This is a genomic window from Pseudomonas sp. S3_C06 (assembly GCF_054667675.1).
Genome location: NZ_CP162747.1, coordinates 6,822 through 29,369 on the forward strand (window position 1 = coordinate 6,822; position 22,548 = coordinate 29,369).

The 22,548-nt window shown below is 61.7% G+C and carries 11 protein-coding genes; 8 read left to right on the forward strand and 3 right to left on the reverse strand.

The genetic code is table 11. From position 1 onward, the window contains the following. Positions 1-17 precede the first annotated feature (17 nt). Complete coding sequence (locus AB4N44_RS00030; RefSeq protein WP_460110798.1) at positions 18-12,512, forward strand: filamentous haemagglutinin family protein; 12,495 nt, start codon at positions 18-20, stop codon at positions 12,510-12,512. A 46-nt stretch (positions 12,513-12,558) separates the two neighbouring features. Here the strand turns inward: AB4N44_RS00030 and AB4N44_RS00035 are convergent, their stop codons facing one another. From AB4N44_RS00035 to AB4N44_RS00045, 3 genes are all read right to left on the reverse strand, one after another. Beyond that, positions 12,559-12,900, reverse strand: a complete 342-nt coding sequence (locus tag AB4N44_RS00035) for a type II toxin-antitoxin system RelE/ParE family toxin (RefSeq protein WP_460111661.1) — start codon at positions 12,898-12,900, stop codon at positions 12,559-12,561. Continuing rightward, positions 12,833-13,027: a type II toxin-antitoxin system RelB family antitoxin gene (relB, locus tag AB4N44_RS00040; protein ID WP_007918192.1), complete on the reverse strand. Its 195-nt coding sequence runs from the start codon at positions 13,025-13,027 to the stop codon at positions 12,833-12,835. Before relB ends, AB4N44_RS00035 begins: the two co-directional genes overlap by 68 nt. Before the next feature lie 255 nt (positions 13,028-13,282). Beyond that, positions 13,283-14,230, reverse strand: coding sequence for a SphA family protein (locus tag AB4N44_RS00045; protein ID WP_460110796.1), 948 nt, complete (start codon positions 14,228-14,230; stop codon positions 13,283-13,285). A 210-nt stretch (positions 14,231-14,440) separates the two neighbouring features. Here AB4N44_RS00045 and AB4N44_RS00050 point away from each other — a divergent pair, with 210 nt between their 5' ends. The 7 genes from AB4N44_RS00050 to AB4N44_RS00080 all read left to right on the forward strand — a co-directional run bounded on the left by AB4N44_RS00050 (position 14,441) and on the right by AB4N44_RS00080 (position 22,255). Continuing rightward, entirely contained in the window at positions 14,441-15,538 is a 1,098-nt protein-coding gene (locus AB4N44_RS00050; protein WP_316918188.1) for an AraC family transcriptional regulator, read from the forward strand. Between the two features lie 244 nt (positions 15,539-15,782). Further along, positions 15,783-16,670, forward strand: coding sequence for a Dyp-type peroxidase (locus AB4N44_RS00055; RefSeq protein ID WP_127926996.1), 888 nt, complete (start codon positions 15,783-15,785; stop codon positions 16,668-16,670). Between the two features lie 10 nt (positions 16,671-16,680). Continuing rightward, the gene (locus tag AB4N44_RS00060) at positions 16,681-17,649 is read left to right on the forward strand and encodes a Gfo/Idh/MocA family protein (RefSeq protein WP_150776055.1); all 969 of its coding nucleotides are present in this window, start codon (positions 16,681-16,683) and stop codon (positions 17,647-17,649) included. Between the two features lie 221 nt (positions 17,650-17,870). After that, the gene (locus AB4N44_RS00065) at positions 17,871-18,623 is read left to right on the forward strand and encodes a GntR family transcriptional regulator (RefSeq protein ID WP_460110792.1); all 753 of its coding nucleotides are present in this window, start codon (positions 17,871-17,873) and stop codon (positions 18,621-18,623) included. After that, positions 18,620-20,350: a fumarate reductase/succinate dehydrogenase flavoprotein subunit gene (locus AB4N44_RS00070; protein WP_460110790.1), complete on the forward strand. Its 1,731-nt coding sequence runs from the start codon at positions 18,620-18,622 to the stop codon at positions 20,348-20,350. Before AB4N44_RS00065 ends, AB4N44_RS00070 begins: the two co-directional genes overlap by 4 nt. Before the next feature lie 27 nt (positions 20,351-20,377). Next, entirely contained in the window at positions 20,378-20,623 is a 246-nt protein-coding gene (locus AB4N44_RS00075; RefSeq protein WP_007959413.1) for a 4Fe-4S dicluster domain-containing protein, read from the forward strand. Positions 20,624-20,851: 228 nt separating this feature from the next. Continuing rightward, complete coding sequence (locus tag AB4N44_RS00080) at positions 20,852-22,255, forward strand: ABC transporter substrate-binding protein (protein ID WP_460110788.1); 1,404 nt, start codon at positions 20,852-20,854, stop codon at positions 22,253-22,255. Positions 22,256-22,548: the final 293 nt, after the last annotated feature.

A 22,548-nucleotide genomic window follows, 5' to 3' on the forward strand; every position in this document is an offset into this window, starting at 1 on the left:
AAAAGGATCTCGTAGTGATGCTCGCTCGCCCATCCCGTCGCAATATCCCCGGCCAGACTTTCAGGCGTGACGTTGCCGATCCGGCGCTGTGGTTGCTCAAGCCCCTGGCGCACGCGGTGGCATTGTGTCTGGTAGCCGGCAGTGCCGAGGCGGCGACCGCGTTCAGCTCTGGCTGGTTCGCGGCCAAGGGCGCTGCGCAACAAGCCGCGGCCGCCCGGCCCGGTGCGGCTGGTTTGCCGGGGATGACGCCACCCTTGGCGCAGCAGCAAAAAGCCAACCAGCAACTGCAACGCTCGTTGCAGACCCTCAACAACACCGTGGCGGCCATTGCCGCACAGCAGGCGGCTCAGGCTGCCGGGCGCGCGGTGGCCCTGGGCAGTCTGCAGACCGTTCCGGACGGGCTGGGCGAGGGCGGCCTCAAGGTCGACAACAGCCTGACTCAGGGTTGGCTGAACGCCAAAGGCCCGCAGCAGACGCAAGCCGATGGCAAGACCAACGTGAAGATCGAGCAGACGGCCGACAAGGCCATTCTCAACTGGGAGACCTTCAACGTCGGGCGAAATACCACAGTCGAATTTGCTCAGCAGTCGAATTGGGCCGTGCTCAACCGTGTCAACGATCCGAACGCACGCGCCAGTCAGATCCAGGGCCAGATCAAGGGCGACGGCACGGTGATGCTGATCAACCGCAACGGCATCGTGTTCAGCGGCAGCAGCCAGGTCAACGTGCGCAACCTGGTGGCCGCCGCTGCCAATATCACCGACATCCAGTTCCGGGATCGTGGTCTGTATTTCGACAGCAACGGCAGCCAGCCGACGTTCACCGATGCCGCCGGCAAGGTGCTGGTGGAGCGCGGTGCGCTGATTGAAACCCACAAGCCCGCCGTCTCGACCGACGCCGGTGGCTATACGCTGTTGCTCGGCAAAGACGTTGTCAATGACGGCACCCTCAACACCGCCAAAGGCCAGACCGTGCTGGGTGCCGGTGATCGTTTTTACATCCGCAAAGGCTCAGGCACAGAAGGCAACACGTTTTCGACAACCTTTGGCAACGAAGTCACGCCCGGCTTCAAGGCTGGCGAGAGTGGCGGCCGGGTCAGCAACAGCGGGTTGATTCAGGCTGCCACGGGTGACATCACCCTGACCGGGCATGAAGTGGAGCAGGGCGGCGTGTTGCTGAGCAGCACCTCGGTCGCCACTCGCGGGACCATTCACCTGCTCAATCCGGCGAGTGACACGAGCGGCAGCGTCACCCTGGCGCCCGGCAGTGTCACGGCGGTCATGCTCGACAGTAGCGACCTGACGGCGCTGGACAGTCAGCATCAGGCGGCCCTGAGCGGGGTCAACCTCAATAACAGGATTCGCGGCGATCAGTCGCGTATCGATCTCCAGAGCGGCGGCAGTGTCGAATTCCAGAACGGTTCGATCACCCTGGCCACCGGGGGGCAGGTCGCTGTCACCGCGCAGCGTCGCAGCCTGGTTGGCGAAGGCGCGGTGATCGACGTTGCCGGCGCTGTCGGCGTCAAGGTGGCGATGGAATCGAACAACATCAAGATCAACGTGCAGGGTAACGAGCAGCGCGATGCGTCGGTCAATCGCGAGAACGGCGCGCTCAATAGCAACGATGTCTGGGTCGATGTGCGTGAACTGGTCTACGTGCCGGCCGGCACCAATGGCTATGCGACGGACCGTTGGTACACCGCGGGTGGCCTGCTGGAAGTCGGCGGTTATCTGGGCACCCAGGGGCATGGCATCGGCGAGTGGATGGCGCAGGGCGGCACAGTGAGTTTTGCCGGCAACGACGTGGTCACGCGTAAAGGATCATTGATCAACCTGTCTGGCGGCACCCTCGATGTGCAAAGCGGCGAGATTCGACAGAGCTGGCTGCGCGGTGCAGACGGTCGTCTTTATGAAGTCTCGCGTGCGCCGGGGGATCAGCTCTACAACGGTTTGTACAAGGGCTACGAGGATCACAGTGAGCGGTGGGGCCAGACCCGCACGTTCTACAACCCGCTGATTGCACCGTCCAGTCGTACAGAGTCGGGTTACACCGTGGGTCGCGATGCCGGGCAACTGGTGGTCAGCACTGGAAACGCGGTGCTGGACGGGCAACTGCTGGGTGAGGTTTTCCAGGGTGAACGACAGACTCAGACGCCGCGTGCGGTCATCGACGGTTATGAGCAGAGCCAGACTGCGCTGGCACGGCGCGCGCAGTTGATTGTCGGCAGTTATCTGCCGAGCTATCAGGCGGCGTCCGGCGGATTGCGCTACACCCTCAATCCGCTGCTGGATCAGGTTCTGATCGGCGGCGAACGGCGGGACGAGGAATTCACCGGGGATCTGAACGGCGCCGTCGCGCAAGACCGTCAGGGCAAGTTGTTTCTCGACGCCGGCCAGCTCAATGGCTTTGATCTCGGCGCACTGAAGATTTCGGCGCTTGAGCGGATTGAAGTCAACGACGCGCTCAAGGTAGACACCGGGGGTGACATCACGCTGTACGCACCGGATGTCCGTGTTGCGGCCGATCTGACGGCGCGCGGCGGCAGTCTGAATCTGGGCAACGTGCTGAACCAGCTGCGCAGCAGCACCCTTGACGACATGCTGATTGCTGCACCGGCGGGTGAACCGGTGCAGGTGACAATCGCCAGGGATGTACGCCTCGACACCCGTGGTCTCTGGAGCAATCTGCGTACCGATCCGGACGATGTGGCAAGTCTCGGATACCTGAACGGAGGCCGGGTCTCGATCCGCAGCAGTGGCGATATCGATGTGGCGACGGGCAGCTTGATCGATGTGTCGTCCGGTGGTGCGATTCTGGCCAATGGCAAGACCCAGGGCGGCAAGGGTGGCGACGTGAGTCTTGAGTCCAGCGCGATTTCTGCGCTGGGCGATTCGCATCTGACGATGGCCGGCGACATTCTCGGTCATGGCGTGACGGGCGGCGGTACGCTCGCTATTCAGGCCAATCGGGTGCGGATCGGTGCGTCCGCAGACACGCTGCCCGAACATGCCTTGCAGCTGACGCCCGAGTTGTTCGACAACGGTTTCTCTGCCTACCGGGTTACCGGTCTGAACGGTCTGGAGGTGACGGCGGGCACACAAATCGATGTGACGATGCCGGTCTACCGTTTTGCCGACACAACGCTGAATCCGGTCAGCGGGGTCGACCCGAGCCAGGCGATGGAGCGGTGGACACCCACGCTGTATCAGGAAGACCCGCTCAAGGGCGTACTCAGTCAGCGCGCCGGTGCGAGTCTGGCGCTGCAAGCCGGCTCGAGTGAACTCGACCGGTTCGACACCGCCAGCACCCTGACGCTGGGACGCGGATCGCGCATCACGGTCGATCCCGGACAACGGATCAATCTGCGCGGGACCGGGCAGATCACCCTGGAAGGCGAACTGCAGGCCTGGGGCGGAACCCTGGATATACGTCAGCAACAGTTCGGTTCAATCGACGTTGCCACTTCACAGCAACAAGCCGACAGCAAGGCGCACAACCGCTCGATCTGGATCGGTGAGCAGGCGCTGCTGGACGTCGCGGGGCGTGCCCACACGGCGGTCGATGCGTCGGGTCGGGTCTACGGTCAGGTCGACAAGGGCGGCAGCATTATCATCGGCGGCGAAATCGATCCCAAGCGTGCGACGGCGACGGCGGCCGATGCATTTCTGATTGTGCGCGAAGGCGCACGTCTGGATGCCTCCGGGACGCAGGCCGTGCTGGACATCTCCGGGCAGGGTCCGACCCGCGTTGCCTCGGATGGCGGACGTATCAGCCTGAGTTCGTATAACGGCCTGTGGATCAATGGTCAATTGCGCGCCGCTTCAGGTGGCAGCGGTGCTGCCGGCGGACGGCTGGAGGTAGCTCTGGAGACCCCGCTGTACGCTACGCAGAAGGCGGGTGCCGAGGTTCTGCGAGCTCGGGAAATCGTCATTGGTCACGGACCGGGCGATGCAGTGTTGCCCGTGGACCTTAAGCCCGGTGACGCCGCGAACACTCTTCGTTACGGGCATGCCCGCCTGAGCACCGATACGTTGATGTCGGGCGGATTCGACAATCTGAGCGTGTTCAGCAACGGCCTCTTGTCATTTGACGGCGACGTCGACCTGCACATGAATCAGAGTCTGAATCTCTATGCTGGGGCCTTGTCCCTGGCGCAGACTTCCAGCGACTCGACGCGGGTCAATCTATCAGCGCCTTCGGTGCGGCTGTCCGGTGTGGGGACTTATTACGGTGTGGTGGGCACCATTCGTCCCCGGGTCCTGAACAGTCCGACTGCGCAAGTTTCGCCGGCGCAGTTCAACGTCAATGCCAACGTACTGGATATTGCCAACAGCCTGTCGTTCGGCGCGCAAGGGTCGATCTTGCAGAACAACGACGCCCCGGTTGAAGTCAGCCGTCGCGGCTTTGACCAGGTATCGCTGACCAGCACCGGGGACGTGCGGTTTCTTGCGCCCACCAGTGGCCAGGTGAAGTCAGAGTTGTGGACACCGGGGGACCTGAATCTGCGCGCCGCGCAGATCTACCCTGCGAGCGGGGTCTCGGCCGAAGTCCGGGTCGGCTATCAGAGTCAGAGTTCTCTCGCCGATACCCATCGGACATTGCGCATCACTGGCCAGGGTCCGGCGCCGACAGCGCTGCCGTACTCGGTGTTTGGCACGCTGGCGATGAGCGCCAGCCGGATCGATCAGGGCGGTGTTCTGCGTGCGCCTCTGGGCGTCATCAGTCTGGGTGATCTGCTGACCAAAACCCAGGAACTGCGCCTGCTGCCCGGGAGTACGACGTCGGTCAGTGCGGCCGGTCTGGTGATGCCTTATGGCGGCACCACCGACGGTATCGAATACCTTTACAACGGCGCGCCGATCATATTGAAAGGCATCAGTGGCGACAGCGCCGGGGTGAGCCTGCGCTCGCAGTACGTGGATGTGCAGTCCGGCGCGTTGATCGACCTGTCGGGCGGCGGAGATTTGCGCGGTGCCGGGTTTGTCTCCGGTCGCGGTGGCTCCACCGATGCGCGGTTCAGTCCACTGGTGCGTAATGCCAGCGATGGAACGTTCAGTCTGCCGGGGCTGGCCAGCAACCCGGTGTACGCCATTGTCCCGGGCGATCAGAGTGCCTACGCACCGATACTGGGGGAAGCGGGAGCGGTCGATCCGCGCATCGGTCAGCAGATCACCCTGGGCAGCGGCGTGCCAGGGTTGGCGGCAGGCACTTATACATTGTTGCCTTCCACCTTCACGTTGCTGCCGGGCGCGTTCCGGGTGGAAGTGAACGGCCAGGCCGCCCCGGGCGCCACCAACGGCGCGGTTGCAATGCGCAACGGCTCGTGGACAAGCAGTGCGCGGATGTCGATTGCCAATACCGGTGTGCGGGACAACCTCGCCAGCCAGGTCATCGTGACATCGGCGGATGTGTTGCGGCGTTACTCGCAATACAACGAAACCACTCTGGAGCAGTTCATCGTCAGCGATGCGGCGCGCCGGGGTGTTCCGCGTGCGCTGGCGCCCATGGACGCTAAAGCGCTTAACCTGTTTGTCATCGCGGGGGGCAAGCAGGATACCGCACTGGACTTCAACGGCCGGATCGCCTTCGCAGCCGCCAAGGGAGGCGTGGCCGGGACGGCGGTGATTCGTGGCGGCAGTGGCGACAGCTTTGAGATTCTCGCCACCGGGCAGTCAGCCACGAAAGGCTTTGCCGGCGTCTCGCTGAATGCCGATACGCTCAACCGGCTGGGCGCTTCTCGTCTGGCGATCGGTGCGACCCCGACGGTGAATTACGGCACGGCCGGTAACATCGTCAGTTTCACGGGCAGTACCTACAACATCACCTTGCGTGAAGGTGCGCTGCTTTCAGCACCCGAAGTGCTGCTCTGGACCAACAGTGGGGACGGTGCCATCACGGTCGAGGCCGGTGCCGGCGTCAACTCTCTGGGACGCGGCGAGGTGCCGTACGACTCCTCGAGCGGTTTCGTCTATCAGCCCGGCGCCGCGAGTCTGCTGGTGGTGTCCAACGGCTGGACGAATGTGCTGGCGCCAGAGGTCAACGTCAGCACTGCGTCTGGCAGCATCCGCATCGGTACCTGCGATCGCCAGGCATGCGCCAATCCGGCGATGCTTTATTCGAATGGCAGCATTACGGCGGCCACCAACAATCAGTTCGAACTGGCCGAAGCGGTGCGTTTCGGCACCCGTCACCTGGCATTGGCTGTGGGTGCGGTCAACATCGGTACCACTGAAACACTGGCGGCGGTCGGTCGCCTGCCTGCCGGCCTGACGTTGAATCAGGGCGTGCTGGACCGGTTGCTGCGCGGCGATACCCAGTTTGCTGCGCCAGCCCTGGAAACGCTCAGCCTGACCACTCGCGACGCGTTCAACTTCTACGGCAGCGTCGCGCTGGACACTCTGGATCCTCAGACCGGGCGCAGCAGGTTGCAGAATCTGATGATCACGACCCCGGCCATCTACGGCCTGGGGGATACGAGCGACGTGGCGACCATCCGCACGGCCAACCTGATCTGGAACGGCACCACTCAGGCGCCCGGGGCCGTGGCCAGCGGCGGTGCGGGCACCGGGCACGGCACGCTGAACATCGAGGCTCAGCGCATCGATTTTGGCTACGGCCCTTATTCCCAACCCAACGGCCTGGATCAGAACGCTCGTCTTGCGCTGGGCTTTGCCAACGTCAACCTCAACGCCAGTGACCGCATTACCGCCAACCACAAGGGCAGCCTCGCGGTTTATGAAACGCAGGGGGCTTACGACCCGATCAAGGGTTATCTCTACAGCGGCGGCAACCTGAACCTGCGCACACCTCTGCTGACCGGGGAGGGCGGCTCGGTGAATGCGCTCAAGGCCGGCGGCAGTCTGGTATTGAGCGGGCCGACCGGGGTGGCGCCCGCCGATGCACTGGGTGCCGAACTGACGCTGGAGGGGCGTAATGTGGTGCTCGACGGCCGGATTGCGCTGGCCAGCGGCAAATTGCAGGTCAAGGCCGAGGGCGATCTGACCCTGACGAGCGGGGCTACCCTAGACTTGGCGGGCCGCACCCTGCCATTCAACGATATCAATCAGTACAGCTGGGGCGGCGACGTGGCGTTGTACAGCCGCGACGGCAATATTCGTCAGGCGGCCGGCTCGCGCATCGATCTGTCAGCGCAGAACAATCAGGCCGGCAATCTGAGTGTCGTGGCACTGTCAGACACCGCGGGCGAGGTCGATCTGCAAGGCGAAATCCGTGGCAGCAGTACAGGGCATTACGATGCCGGCGGCACGTGGGTACCCTACAAATCCGCTGGCGTGGACATACGCGCGCAACACCTGGGTGGAGCGCTGAATGAACAGTTTGCTGCGCTCAACCAACGCTTGAACGCCGGGCAAGTCTTCGGCAGTCGCAGCTTCCAGTTCAAACAGGGCGACCTGGTGATCGGCGATGGCCTCAAGGCGGGCGAGGTCTCGGTATCGGTGGACAACGGCAGCCTGACGGTGAACGGCCTGGTCGATGCCAGCGGCGAACGTGTCGGCAATATTCGCCTGTCGGCCGCCCATGGCCTGAATGTGGCGGGCGGCGCGGTACTGGATGCTCACGGTCGGGTACTGCGGGTCGACAGTTACGGCAAGATTATCGACGCGCCCAACCGGGCCATGGTCGAGCTCAGCTCCGGCGACGGCCTGCTGACCCTCGCTCCCGGTGCACGGATAGACCTGCGCCATGGCACGGACGCGGCAGTCGGCACCCTGGCGGGTCAGAATGACGGTCGCCTGCGCGGCACACTGGAACTGAACGCACCGCGACTGGGCGCCGATGACATCGCCATCGATGCCCGTGGCGCGTTGATCATCCAGGGTGCGCGGTCCATCGGGCTCAATGCCGTGCGCCGCTATACCGATGCCGCCGACGGGGTAGATCCGGCGGCCAGCGGTCGGCCTTATCAAATCATCGACCAGGCTTACCTGAACCGCATCCACGGTGACAACGACCTGTTCATCAACGCAGCCTTGGGCAACGCTGATCTGTTGCAGCGCAAACTGGCAGGGTTGAACAATGCGGGGTATGCCGATGCCTTCCATTTGCGACCAGGTGTAGAGATTGCGAGTAAAACCGCCGACGGCGATATGGTGGTGCAGGGCGATCTGGACTTGTCCGGCTATCGCTACGCCAGTCTCAACCCGAACACCGGCAAAACTTCGCTCTACGGTTCTGGCGAGGCGGGGAGCCTGGTGATTCGAGCCGGGGGTGACCTGGACATCTACGGCAGCATCAACGATGGCTTCGCGCCGCCGCCGGAAACCGTGGACGATGCGGGATGGAAACTGCTGCCGGGCGTCCAGCCGTTTGGCGGCGATCTGATTGTGCCGGGGGCGGGCGTGACGCTGGCCGAGGGCACGTTGTTCCCAGCGGGCGTCAAGCTGAACTATGACTTGCCGATCCAGGCCGCCGTCCTCGCCAGCGGTACGCTGTTGCCCACCGAGGGCGTGCTCGCCGGCCCCTACACGTTGCCGGCCGGCACCGTGTTGAGCGCAGCCGTACACGATGCCTCCGGTAACCTGCTGTATGGCGCCGGAACGCTGCTCAATGACAGTGTGATATTGCCGGCCGGCAGCCGCCTGGGCGCCGGGACCCGACTCGCTCAGGCTACCGGGATGCAGGCCATGCTCTGGCCAAAAGGCGTGCCGCTGCCCAGTGTTCTGGATGACCAACAGCGTGCGGTGGGGGCGAAGTTGAGTGGGTCGCTGGCGCTGCTGCGCGGCTCCCTGATTCCGTCCATGACCGATGTGGTGCTGGCTGCCGACACACCCTTTATCGAACTTCGTTCATTGAACGGTACACGCCAGGGCGCGAACTGGGCGATCGCGAGCATGTTGCCGTCGGGCAGCGCATCGTGGTCGATGCGGATAGTTGCAGGTGCCGACCTGGAAGCCGCTGACAGTCGTGTGGTGAAACCCGTCACCAGTGGCGGTGACTTACGGCTGGCAGACACTCACCTCGGGATTATCGTCACCGAGAAAAAGCTCGACAGCACCTGGTCGGCGGATAACCCGTTGGGGTATCCGGCGGGCAGCGTCGTCAGCGATGAGGACAGTTTCTGGTGCGATCTGATTCCCGGGGTCTGTCTCCCACCGGCCAAGTTCCTGTGGGCGGATGGCAACATGATGGGCATACCCGCCGGAACCCCGGTCAGTGACGACGATCTGTTCTGGTGCGACATCGATCCGGGGAACTGCCTGGCCAACAAGGGCGGGATAACCGCCAATCCCCACTCGCAGATGTTCAGCGTGCTGCGCACCGGTACTGGCGATCTGGATTTGATGGCTGCGGGCAATCTGCGCATGGACTCACCGTTCGGCGTTTATACGGCGGGCACTCAGTCCAGCGATGTCGATTCACGTTTCAACCAGGCCCGCGGCCGCCTGTCTGACGATGGATCGGTACTGGGCAGCGCCGGCAGCGCTTACGAAAAATGGGTCAATGGCGGTTCAGAAAGCCTGTATCAGGCGTGGTATCCGCAGATGGGCGGCAACCTGACGATCGGTGCCGGTGGTTCGGTGTCGGGGGACACGCTCGGGCGGCGCAGCTACGCAATGAACGCGCCACTGCGTGAACAGGTCCCCAGCGTTGCTGTGGGCAACTGGCTCTGGCGTCAGGGCGACGCAAAGGCGGATCTTGCTACGGCCTGGTGGATCAACTTCGGCAGCTACGCCACGCAACCCTTGCCGGACCAGAGCACCGACACCGGGTCGTACCTGGTCGGGTTCACCGGCTTCGGCACGTTGGGCGGCGGCAATATCAGCCTGCGCGCTGGCGCGGATGCAGGCATGCTCAGGGCCATAGGCGATCAGTTGCTTAACCCCCGCAGTCAGGGACTGATCGTGGCAGTGGGCAGCACCGGCCGCGTTGGCGCTGACGGTAGCCTGCAGTTGACCGGCGGTGGCGACATGGACATTCGTCTTGGCGGCATGCTCAATCCGTCATTGCAGGCGAGGTCGGGGCAGAACGGCACGACACCGCCGCGACACGACCTTCAAGGCGCCCTGATCAATCTACGGGGTGCGGCACAGCTGACCGGCGCTGCTGCGGGTGCGATCAACCTGCAATATGGCGTCGAGCAATTCCAGCAGGACGCCCGGGAAACCAGAGCCTACGATTTGTTCAGTGCCAGCACCGGAGCGGCCGGCGGTGGCGTGGTCTTGATACCGGGTGATTCGGGGATGCGCATCAGCACACGCGGCGACCTGGTGATAGGGGGCGCGGCGGATCCGGGTCGGGTCAGGCTGCAGAACTCCACGCCGTTCACCACTGACAATGGCGAGGTCCATGCGGGTGGTGGACTGAGCGGCTTCTCGTTGTGGACCGGGCACACGGCCATCGATCTGTTTTCCGCCGGAGGCAATCTCACACCGAGCACACAGATGGCTGAAGTCATCACGACGTCGTCTCAAACCGTAAGTGGAATGAACAGCTCGCCGACTGATGGTCGCTTTGTATACCCCTCGATTCTTCGGGCCGTTGCAGGCCAGGGTTCCATCTATGCGGGACCGTCGGCCGCTTTCGGTGCATCAAGCAATCTGTTTCCGGCGGTGGGGTACTCGTTATTGCTGGCGCCTTCGACAAACGGGCAACTGTCGTTGCTGGCCGGTGACTCCATCTACGCCGGCGGTTATGCGATCAATCAGTCCGGCGCGAGCCCGGCAGCCATTGCGACCCCCTTTGCGCCTGCCTTCTCGGGATACGGAGCCAGCGCGAACGTGCCGTTGGTCAGCAACTACAGCACCGATGGTGTGATCCCGAAGGGAAACCTGCGTTATCCGCTGTTTGCCTTTGGCGCCGACACCTTCTCGGGGTTAAGCGATGTACAGGGCCCGGCGCGTTTCTATGCCTTGACTGGTGATCTGGTCGGTTTACGCAGCGGCGAAACGCTGAGTTTTTCCCCGTCCGCTCGTACCTGGTATGAAGCGGCGGGGCCGGTGTGGATGATGGCCGGTCGCGATATCGTCGCGTCCGGTACTTTCCTGGGGCAGCCGACAATCGCGCCGAATGAGGAATTGGGCGGAACCCGACAAAACGTCAGTTCGACCGGCAACCTGTTCATTCACAACGACCCGCGGGATGTCTCGCGCGTATCTGCCGGGCGCGACATTCTCTACAGCAGCTTCGATATCGCCGGCCCGGGCCTTTTGGATGTCAATGCCGGGCGCAACATCCTGATGGAGAATCAGGCCGCTATTACCAGCCTCGGACCGATCACGGCGGGAGACAGCCGATCGGGGGCAAGCATCGTGTTGCAGGCCGGCGCAGGAGTGCAGGGGCCGGACTACACGCGATTCATTGCGCGTTACCTTAACGCGCAGAACCTGGCCGATCCGAACGCTTCCCTCAACGGGCAACCGGGCAAAGTGGTCAAGACCTACCTGGACGAGTTGCAGAGCTGGCTGACCCTCGGCTACGGCTTCAGCGGCAGCGAAGAACAGGCGCAAGCCCTCTTCGCCGCACTGCCGAGTACCGAACAGGCGATCTTCGCCCGCCAGGTGTACTTCGCCGAACTGCGTGCCGGCGGCCTGGAATACAACGACGTCGATGGCCCGCGCACTGGCAGTTATCTGCGCGGTCGCAACGCGATTGCGGCGCTGTTCCCGAACACTGATGTGGCGGGCAATCCGATCCGTTACGACGGCGATATCACGCTGTACGGCGGCGCTGGGGTCAAGACTCTGTTCGGCGGCGACATCCAGATGCTCACCCCGGGTGGCGGTCAGGTGTTCGGCATCGAAGGCGCGGCGCCACCGTCCACCGCGGGGATCATCACCCAGGGTTCGGGCAATATTCAGCTCTATTCGCAGGGCAGCATTTTGCTGGGGCAGAGCCGGATCATGACCACGTTCGGCGGTTCGATTCTCGGCTGGTCGGCCGAGGGCGATATCAACGCCGGTCGTGGCTCGAAAACCACCGTGGTCTACACCCCGCCGAAACGCGTCTACGACACCTGGGGCAACGTCACGCTGTCGCCGTCGGTGCCAAGCACCGGCGCCGGTATCGCCACGCTCAACCCGATCGCCGAAGTAGCACCGGGCGACATCGACTTGATCGCGCCGCTGGGTACCATCGATGCGGGCGAGGCGGGGATTCGCGTGTCGGGCAACGTCAACATCGCCGCGCTGACGGTGGTCAACGCCGCCAACATCTCGGTGCAGGGCAAGGCGACGGGTGTGCCGGTGGTGTCGGCGGTGAATACCGGGGCGATCACCTCGGCCAGTTCGGCGGCATCGTCGGCCACCCAAGCGGCGGAAGATGTCGCGCGTCAGCAGCAGGCGGCTTCGCGGCAGAATCAGGCTTCGGTGTTCACCGTGCAGGTGTTGAGCTTCGGCAATGAACAACTTGCGCCGTCCCGCGATGGCGCCAGCCGTGCACCGGCCCCGGGTTACAACCCGAACAGCCCGGTGCAGGTGTTGGGCGCCGGGGCGCTGGATGAACAGGCGAAACAGCAGTTGACCGAGGAGGAGCGTGGGCAACTGTCGTTGTAAAAGACTCTCGTGTAGTACGTTTGGGCGACCGGTTGGTCGCCCTTTTTTATGTTGATGAAGTTAAAGGGTATTTTTGCCGGGCGTGAAGCACCCCCAGTATTCTGATGCGCCCATTCACTCGATAGACCAGCAGATAGTTCGGATGAATCACCATCTCACGAGTACCAGGCACTCGGCCAGGTCGGTAACCGTAAGGTATTGATGAAAGCCGTTGTGCTGCCGCACCAACCTTGTGTCTTAGCGAAATTGAAGCGTTGGTGTTGTGTTGCTCGATGTATTTGAAGATGTCAGCCAGTTGACGCGAGGACTTGCTGCTCCATTCAAGCAGCAGAGCGGCGCTTCCTGCGCATCTCTTCCAGCATCTGGTCGAGCATCGCCATAGCCTCATCATGGGGAATACCAGGACTAGGATCATCGAGTGCATGCTGTACCTCTGCACGAAACCAGCGATCGTAGCTCTCGGCCTCTTCTTCGGATTCGAAGTCAGAGTAAAACGGGGAAAGTAATATGCTCATAGTGATCTCCGTGATCAATCTCGGCAGTTTAAGGGGGGACATGGCCCATTGTCGTCACTGGCAGACGATGCACCCCATGAGCCCTTGAGCAACCATGGGATAACGGAGCCCAGTATCTGCAAGCGCACCCTTTAAATCTGCCAGACGTTTCCCCCTGTTGTCCGGTAATCTCGACCGTCGCTGTAGGCGTATTCCACCCATGCGTTTTTCAGGTTTTCAGGCTACAAATCCAGGTGCGCTTTCCTACAAATACACTCAGAACGCATAGGGAATACTCACCTTCGCCCACAACATTTCCCCCTCCGGCCGGTTCTCCACGTCAAATTCCTTGGCCCAGCGAATCTCCGCACTGGCGTACTTGAGAAAGGTGAAGTGCAGCGCCGGGCCTATCGCGAACACCTTGCCGCGCACACCATCATCGACGTCCTGCCCGGCAAACTGCACGGTGTGGCCGAACTGTTTGTCGTCGGTGGTCTGCTTGAGGAAGTAGCCGTTGACGCCGAGCATCAGGTCGTCGGTGATCTTGTAGCTGGCCGAATAATCGAAGTGGAAGATCTGCCCGGACTTGTAGTCAGTGTCCTTGTTCTTCTCGTTGAAGCTGTAGGTGGTCTTCATCGAGACTTCGGTGCGTTCAGTCGGCTGCCAGGTGAACGAGAACAGCGGCTTGTAGGTGTAGAAATTGTTGCTGGTGTTGGCCAGTCGATCGACGCTGTATTCGCCGGTCGGCACGGTGATTTCCACGGCGGCGCCGAGGGTCAGGTTTTTGCCCATGTCCCACAGAATGATCGGCGCGATGGTGGTATCGCCCATGCCTTCGCGGGTGTCGCTCAAGCCGAACACCGAGACTTCCTGCTTCAACCATGGCTGGGCGATGTACCCGGCCAGACGTCCGCCGAACACGCGCACGGGGCTTAAATAATCGAGACGTGGAATCACCGCGGTGGACTCGATTTCGACATTCGGCACCTTGCCGCCCAGCGAGCTGATGTTGAGCTTGGTCGATTTGTAATGGTTGTAGTAGAGGTTGAACGCGACCATGTTCTGCGGAAGGCTGTCGACTTCCAGCGGCAGCATGAAGAAACCGTCGGTGCCGGTGCCGATGTTGTCGACGCCGGCTTCGGTGGCCAGGGCGGGCAACGTCAGAGGGCAACCCGCGATGAAAAGGGCGAGCGGCAAGAAGGATGTTGCACGGTTCTGGCTCATGACTGTCCTCATTATTATTGTGATTGGGACCTGGTACCGGTCGCTCGGAGCGCCGGTACGCTAGAAATAAGCGTTTGGCGTACGTTGGGGCAGGGTATTGGCGGACACCGAGGGGGCATCTGCGGACAGTTCGCGCACCCTGTGCTAACTTCCTTCGACATAACCGGTTACAAAAATAACAATCAAGCGTGATCCGGAATGTCAGCCCCCATGAACGTAAAAGTCCAAGACCCGACCTTTGAACTGGCGCTGGTCTCGCCGTTTCTTTTGCAAACCCTCGCCGAAGTCGCGCAGAGCAAAGGCATCGATCCCCAGAGCCTGTGCCGTGGGCTGGGTTTCACCCTTGAGGATCTGCAGGATCCGGCGCAGCGGATTTCCTATCGTCAGGCCGTGGCGATGATTCAGCGCGCGCTCAAAGTGCTGCCCAACCAGGGGTTGGGATTGTGGGTCGGCGCGCAGAACGTACTCGGTACTTTGGGTCTGCTTGGGCATGTGTTGTCGCTGTGCAAGACCTTGCGTGATGCCTTTGCGCTAGGCATTCGTCATCAACACACCTCGGGCGGGATTGTGGTGTCCAGTGTTGATGTGGTCGGCGCTCAGGTGCATCTCGATGCTGAATGTCGCTTGCCATTCGCCGATGTGCAGGTGTTTGCGGTCGAGGAGTTCTTCGCCAGTTTGCTGGTGTATGGCCGCGCGCTGGTGGGGGGTGAGTTCAAGGCGATTGCCGTGGAATTTGTGCATGCCGCACCGGATTACCTCAGCGAATACCAGCGCCTGCTCGGGCCGGACGTGCGCTTCGGTTGCCTGCACAACCGCATGCTGATCGATGCGCAATGGCTGGACGTGCACCTGCCCAATCATCATTCGCTGGCGTTGCGTCAGGCGGTGGCATTGCTGGAGCTGGAAGCGGCGCAGGTGCATCAGAAACTTGATTTGATTCAGGCTGTGGAACGGGCGATTGCGCGGGATTTGAGTAGCGGCAGTCACATTGAAAAGATTGCTGGCGATTTGAATATGAGCAGCCGCACCTTGCGCCGGCGGCTGACCGAGCATGCGTTGACGTTTGAGGCTTTGTTGGAGCAGGTGAGGCAGGCGCGGACCCTGAGTTTGCTGGCCAATCCTGATATGCCGATCGAGCGGATTACCGAGGAAGTCGGCTACAGCGATGTGCGCAGTTTTCGCCGGGCGTTCAAGCGCTGGACGGGGCTGAGCCCTAGCGCCTGGCGTAATGACGCTAACCCTCACCCCAGCCCTCTCCCAGAGGGAGAGGGGGCCGACCGAGGTGTCTTGCGTCATGCATCGACCTGAAAGATTGTGCCGATTATGGACTTGAGAGAATGATGGCCGACCGCAGTTGTCTTGAGTCATGCACTGACCTGAAATTATGGATTCACTGATGCACGTTCAAGTCGGCGTAGCTCTTCAATATCCCCGAATCAGTTCCCTCTCCCCCCGGGAGAGGGCTAGGGTGAGGGGCTTTTGACTTCCATCCAAACCCACACAAACCCTCCGGCCACAGGTAAACTCCCGCGCACTTTCCCAAGGAGTTCACATGAGTTACTACCAGCCGGGCATTCTCGCCACCCCAGTTCCTGCGCAAGCACGTCACCTGTTTTTCGCTCTTGAGTCGGTTGAAGCACTGCCACAGGCGATCGACAACCTGATGAATCAGGTGGACGGCAAGTCGGCAGTGGTCGGTTTTGGTGAATCCCTGGCCAAGGCCCTCAACGTGCAGATCGACGGTCTGCGCAGCTTCCCGGCGCTGACCGGCGTCGGCGTTGAGAACCCGTCGACCCAGCACGCGCTGTGGGTGTGGCTGCACGGCGTCGACCGTGGTGAACTGCTCAACCGCTGCAACGCCCTCGAAGCCGCACTGGCCCCGGCCCTGCGTCTGGTCGAGATGCAGGAAGCCTTCCGCCACAAGGACGGCCACGACCTGACCGGCTACGAAGACGGCACCGAAAACCCGCACGACGAAGCCGCCATCGCGGCCGCCCTGCAAAGCGCAGGCGTTGACGGCATGGTCGGCGGCAGCTTCGCCGCGATCCAGCAGTGGCAGCATGACCTCAAGGGTTTCCACAAGCTTTCGGCCGACGACAAAGACAACATCATGGGCCGTCGCCTCAGCGACAACGAAGAGATCGACGACGCGCCAGTCTCCGCCCACGTCAAACGCACCGCGCAGGAAAGCTTCGCGCCGGAAGCGTTCGTTGTGCGCCGCTCGATGCCGTGGATCGAAGGTGATCGTGCCGGCCTGATGTTCCTCGCTTTCGGCTTTTCGCTGGATGCCTTCGAAGCACAACTGCGCCGTATGAGCGGCCTGGAAGACGGCATCACCGATGGCCTCTATCGCATCAGCCGGCCGATCACTGGCGGCTACTACTGGTGCCCGCCGCTGAAGGACGGTCACCTCGATCTGCGCGCCTTGCGCATCGGCTAAAGGAAGAGACATGAACGTGGTGCGCTGGGGCATGATCGGTTGTGGCAGCGTCGCCGAGCGCAAGAGTGGCCCGGCCTTCTACAAGGCGCCCGGTTCGGCGTTGGTGGCGGTGATGGGCCGACGCCTTGAGGCCGTGACTGACTATGCCGCGCGCCACGGCATCGAGCGGGTTTACACCGACGTCGATGCGCTGATCAACGATCCCGAGGTGGATGCGGTGTACATCGCCACACCGCCCGACAGCCACCACGCCTACAGCCTCAAGGTTGCCGCTGCCGGCAAACATTGCTGCGTGGAAAAACCCATGGCGCTGCATGCCGGGCAAAGTCGCGAGATGCAGCAGGCGTTTGCCGATGCCGGTTTGCATTTGTTCGTTGCCTACTATCGCCGTTCGTTGCCGCGTTTTGCGCAGGTGCGGCAATGGCTGGAGGAGGGGCGCATTGGTGAGGTTCGGCATCTGAGCTGGACATTGACCAAGGCACCGTCGCCGGCGGATCTGCAGGGGCGCGACAATTGGCGCACCGATCCGGCGGTGGCCGGTGGCGGTTACTTCGCTGATCTGGCCAGCCATGGTTTTGATCTGTTCCAGTACCTGCTCGGCGACATTGTCGAGGTCGCCGGATTCACCGCACGTCAGGCCGGGTTGTATGCGGCGGAAGATGCGGTCAGCGCCAGTTGGCGGTTCGCTTCCGGAGCGCTGGGCATGGGCTGCTGGAGCTTTGTCGCGGATCGGCGGGAGGATCGGGTCGAGATCATCGGCAGCCTTGGGCGGATCGGCTTTTCGGTGTTTGATGAGCATCCGGTGCAGTTGCATACCGATGAAACCATCAGCCTGGAAATCCCTCATCACGAACACATTCAGTGGCATCACGTGCTGGGCATGAATGCGCACATTCGTGGTGATTCACAACATCCCGCCGTCGCCGAACAAGCGCTCAAGACCGACTGGGTCATGGACCAGATCCTCAAGCGCCACTGATTTTCCCGGCGTACACAATCCCCTGTGGGAGCGAGCCTGCTCGCGAAGGCGGCGTGTCAGTCACCATCATTGTTGAAAGAACCACCGCTTTCGCGAGCAGGCTCGCTCCCACATTGGGCAGTGCGTCGTCGCATCTAAGGTTATGCCCAAACAATATTTCTCAACCTCGTCATAACAACTCTAAGATCACGTCATAACTCGTTATAACAAGTGATCCCGTGATGACCGATAACGTTCTCTCCCTTAGCAGCGTTCCTCTGCACACCCAACTGCGCGACGTCCTCCGTGCGCGGATACTCGACGGCGAATACCCGCAAGACAGCCAGATGCCCTCCGAAAGCGAACTCGGTGCGTTGTTCAAAGTCAGCCGCATCACCGTGCGCCAAGCCTTGGGCGATCTGCAAAAGGAAGGGCTGATCTTCAAGATCCACGGCAAAGGCACCTTCGTTGCCAAGCCGAAAACCTTTCAAAACGTCAGCAGCCTGCAAGGCCTCGCCGAGTCGATGACCGGGCGCGGTTACGAGGTGATCAACCGCCTGCGCAGCTTCAAATTCATCCCGGCTGACAAACGCGTCGCCGAGCGTTTGCAAGTCGTCGAAGGCGAGATCGTCGCGCAGATCAAACGCGTGCGCCTGATCAACCGTGAGCCGATCTCGCTGGAAATCACCTACCTGCCGAAAATCGTCGGCGAGCGGCTGGAGAAGGCTGATCTGGTCACTCGCGACATCTTCCTGATCCTCGAAAACGACTGCGGCATCGCCCTCGGCCACGCTGATCTGGCCATCGACGCAGTGCTCGCCGACAGCGACCTGACCCAGGCGCTGAACGTCGAGGCCGGCTCGCCGATCATGCGCATCGAGCGTCTGACCCACGACGCGCAAGGCCAGCCGCTGGACTTCGAACACCTTTACTACCGTGGCGATGCGTTCCAGTACCGCCTGCGGATCGACCGGCAAAAAGGGGAGCAGGCATGACCCGCAACGTGCTCGAACAGGAATACGACATCGTCGTCATTGGCGGCGGCACTGCCGGCCCGATGGCCGCGATCAAGGCCAAGGAAAAGAACCGCGACTTGCGCGTGTTGCTGGTCGACAAGGCCAACGTCAAACGCAGCGGCGCGATCAGCATGGGCATGGACGGTCTGAACAACGCGATCATCCCCGGCCACTCGACACCGGAGCAGTACACCAAGGAAATCACCATCGCCAACGACGGCATCGTCAATCAAGCCGCCGTTTACGCCTACGCGACCCACAGCTTCGAGACCATCGAGCAGCTCGACCGCTGGGGCGTGAAGTTCGAGAAGGACGAAACCGGCGATTACGCGGTGAAAAAGGTCCACCACATGGGCGCCTACGTGCTGCCGATGCCGGAAGGGCACGACATCAAAAAAGTGCTGTATCGCCAGTTGAAACGTGCGCGGGTGAGCATCACCAATCGTCTCGTCTGCACGCGGTTGCTGACTGACGAGGAGGGCACCGTCAACGGTGTGATGGGCTTCGATTGCCGCACCGCTGATTTCCATGTGATCAAGGCCAAAGCGGTGATTCTCGCCTGTGGCGCTGCCGGGCGCCTCGGTCTGCCGTCGTCGGGCTACCTGATGGGCACCTACGAAAACCCGACCAATGCCGGCGACGGCTACGCGATGGCCTATCACGCCGGCGCCGAACTGGCCAACCTCGAGTGCTTCCAGATCAACCCGCTGATCAAGGATTACAACGGCCCGGCCTGCGCCTACGTCACCGGCCCGTTGGGCGGCTACACCGCCAACAACAAGGGCGAACGCTTCATCGAGTGCGACTACTGGAGCGGGCAGATGATGTGGGAATTCCACCAGGAACTGGAGAGCGGCAACGGCCCGGTGTTCCTCAAACTCGATCACCTCGCGGAAGAAACCATCCAGAACATCGAGGAAATCCTGCACAGCAACGAGCGCCCGAGTCGCGGCCAGTTTCACGCCAATCGCGGCACTGATTACCGCACGCAAATGGTCGAAATGCACATCTCCGAAATCGGTTTTTGCAGCGGTCACTCGGCGTCCGGTGTGTGGGTCAACGAACGCGCCGAGACCTCGGTGAAGGGTTTGTATTCGGCGGGTGACATGGCCGCTGTGCCGCACAATTACATGCTCGGTGCCTTCACCTACGGCTGGTTCGCCGGGCATAACGCCGCAGATTTTGTCGCCGGTCGCGAGTTTTCTGCGCTGGACGCCGAGCAGATCGAAAAGGAAAAAGCCCGGGTCTACGCACCGCTGGATCGCGAACACGGTCTGCCGCCAGCTCAGGTCGAATACAAGCTGCGGCGCTTCGTCAACGATTACCTGCAACCGCCGAAAGTGACCAAGAAGATGCAGATCGGCCTGCAACGCTTCAGCGACATCGAGCGCGATCTCGAGCAGATGAAGGCCAACAACGCCCACGAACTGATGCGCGCGATGGAAACCAGCGTGATCCGCGACTGCGCCGAAATGGCCGCGCGCGCCTCGTTGTTCCGCGCCGAAAGCCGCTGGGGTCTGTACCACTATCGCGTTGATCATCCGCAGCGCAACGACAGCGAATGGTTCTGCCATTGCCACCTGAAGAAGGGCGAGGACGGCCAGATGACCAGTTTCAAGAAAGCCGTCGAGCCTTACATCATCCCGCTCGATGCTGAAGAAATGCAGGCTTATGACCGTTTGCGGGTCGGCGCTTTCGCCGCTTGATACATCAATAACCAGAGAGCCCGAACCATGGCCTATCAAGCTCAGGAAATCTTCTTCCGCTCCAACGCCCCCGTCACCGTGGACGAGGACAAATGCATCGCCGAAAAGGGCTGCACCGTGTGTGTCGACGTTTGCCCGATGGACTTGCTGGCGATCAACCCGGCGACGCAGAAGGCCTACATGGCGTTCGATGAATGCTGGTACTGCATGCCGTGCGAGAAGGACTGCCCGACCGGTGCCGTCAAGGTCGAGATCCCCTATCTCCTGCGTTGAAACGCTTTCCCCTGTAGGAGTGAGCCTGCTCGCGATAGCGGTGGGTCAGATGTAGATGTGTTAGCTGACACACCGCTATCGCGAGCAGGCTCACTACATTGGATGTGTGACAACCCAAAGCCATCCGGTGAACCCCGGACGCTGGATTCACCGAACACCCCTCGTTTCCCACCGCGCCCTGATCGCGGCGGAGACGAACTCAAATAAATGATTCGAGGGGAAACAACCATGTTGCGTGCAGCAATCGCCGGTCTGGTACTGGCTTCGTTCACCTTGTCGGCCTCAGCCGAAACCATCCGCATTGCCATCGGCACCCAGGACACCACCATCAACTGCGCCGCTGGCGGGTTGTTGATTCGTGAGCTGGGCCTGCTCGACAAATACCTGCCCCACGACGGCGCCTACAAAGACGCCAAGTACGACGTGCAGTGGAAGAACTTCACCAGCGGCGCGCCGCTGACCAACGAGATGGTCGCCGGCAAACTCGACTTCGGCGCCATGGCTGATTTCCCCGGCGCGTTCAACGGTGTCGCGTTCGAAACCGCCGGCAAGCACAGCCTGTTCATCAGCGTGCTGTCGGGGAGCATCAAGGGCAGCGGCAACGGCATCGTCGTGCCGAGCGCGTCTGGCGTGCAGTCGCTGAGCGAGCTCAAGGGCAAGACGATTTCCGTGCCGTTCGCCTCCACCGCCCACGGCATGCTGCTGCGTGCGGTGGCGGCACAGGGTTGGGATCCGCTCAAGGACGTGAACATCATCGCCCAGCCGCCGGAAGTCGCCGGCTCGGCATTGCAGGCCGGCAAGATCGACGCCCACGCCGATTTTGTGCCGTTCGCCGAGCTGTTCCCGAGCCGTGGTTTCGCCCGCAAGATTTACGACGGCGCCCAGGCCAATGCGCCGACATTCCACGGTGCGCTGGTGGATCAGGCTTATGCGAAGAAGTATCCGGAGATCGTCGTCGCGTACCTGCGGGCGAGCATCGAGGCCAATCAACTGCTCGCCGCCGAGCCTGAGAAGTACAGCGAGCTGATCGCCAAAGTCACCGGTGTCGACGCCGAGGTGAATTACCTGTTCCACGGCCCGCTCGGCGTGCAGACCCGCGACCTGAGCTGGAAGCCGGAATATCGTCAGGCGGTTGGCACGGCCATCGATACGTTGAAGCTGCTGAAGAAGGCTGATCGCGGGCTCGATCTGAATACCTTTGTCGACGATCAGTACATTCGTGCGGCGTTCAAGGCGTCGAACCTGGATTACACGGCGCAACTGGCCAACTACGCGCAGACACCGTTGCAGGCGACGGATGCGGCGACCGGTAAAGCGATTACTGACTTCAGTCATGTTGCGGAAATCTGGGTGCGTGGTGAGGACAAGGTGCGGCAGTACGCTTCTGCGGAAGAAGCGTTCACGGCGCTGGCGGCTTTGAAGCAGGAAGGCAAAAACGTCCGTGCGGTGTATGCGCAGGCCAGTGACAGCGGGATCAAGTTGCTCGCCGAGCAGGCGTGGTTTGCCAGTGATTCGAAGGGACGGTTAAGTGCGTTTTTGCTTAAGGGGCAGGCTCAGCAATATGCCTCGGCGCAGGGTGGCAAGGTTTTCGACTTCAGCGATGCCACTACCCAGGCAGTTGCTGCGCGCTGATAGAAGATCAAGAGCCCCTCACCCTAACCCTCTCCCGGGGGGAGAGGGGACTGACCGAGTTGTTTGGGCAAGGTACACCGACCTGAAATACCGAGTTGAACTCAGGTTTTGAAAAGAATCTGTCGAGCCGAACTCAGGTTTTGAAAACCATGAAGATCGGCTCCTGCTTGAGCCGAGCTCAGGTTCTGAAAACCATGAAGATCTGCTCCCTTTCCCCCTCGCCCCCCTTGGGGGAGAGGGCTGGGGTGAGGGGGGTAATTCTCAGCCACAACACAGATCCAGAACTGGAAACC

What these genes read in the sequence shown, in the direction of transcription:
- AB4N44_RS00045 (WP_460110796.1), bottom strand. Translation starts at nt 14,230, where the DNA reads ATGAGCCAGAACCGTGCAACATCCTTCTTGCCGCTCGCCCTTTTCATC.
- AB4N44_RS00070 (WP_460110790.1), top strand. Translation starts at nt 18,620, where the DNA reads ATGACCCGCAACGTGCTCGAACAGGAATACGACATCGTCGTCATTGGC.
- AB4N44_RS00065 (WP_460110792.1), top strand. Translation starts at nt 17,871, where the DNA reads ATGACCGATAACGTTCTCTCCCTTAGCAGCGTTCCTCTGCACACCCAA.
- AB4N44_RS00035 (WP_460111661.1), bottom strand. Translation starts at nt 12,900, where the DNA reads ATGAGGCTATGGCGATGCTCGACCAGATGCTGGAAGAGATGCGCAGGA.
- AB4N44_RS00030 (WP_460110798.1), top strand. Translation starts at nt 18, where the DNA reads ATGCTCGCTCGCCCATCCCGTCGCAATATCCCCGGCCAGACTTTCAGG.
- AB4N44_RS00050 (WP_316918188.1), top strand. Translation starts at nt 14,441, where the DNA reads ATGAACGTAAAAGTCCAAGACCCGACCTTTGAACTGGCGCTGGTCTCG.
- AB4N44_RS00060 (WP_150776055.1), top strand. Translation starts at nt 16,681, where the DNA reads ATGAACGTGGTGCGCTGGGGCATGATCGGTTGTGGCAGCGTCGCCGAG.
- AB4N44_RS00080 (WP_460110788.1), top strand. Translation starts at nt 20,852, where the DNA reads ATGTTGCGTGCAGCAATCGCCGGTCTGGTACTGGCTTCGTTCACCTTG.
- relB (WP_007918192.1), bottom strand. Translation starts at nt 13,027, where the DNA reads ATGAGCATATTACTTTCCCCGTTTTACTCTGACTTCGAATCCGAAGAA.
- AB4N44_RS00075 (WP_007959413.1), top strand. Translation starts at nt 20,378, where the DNA reads ATGGCCTATCAAGCTCAGGAAATCTTCTTCCGCTCCAACGCCCCCGTC.
- AB4N44_RS00055 (WP_127926996.1), top strand. Translation starts at nt 15,783, where the DNA reads ATGAGTTACTACCAGCCGGGCATTCTCGCCACCCCAGTTCCTGCGCAA.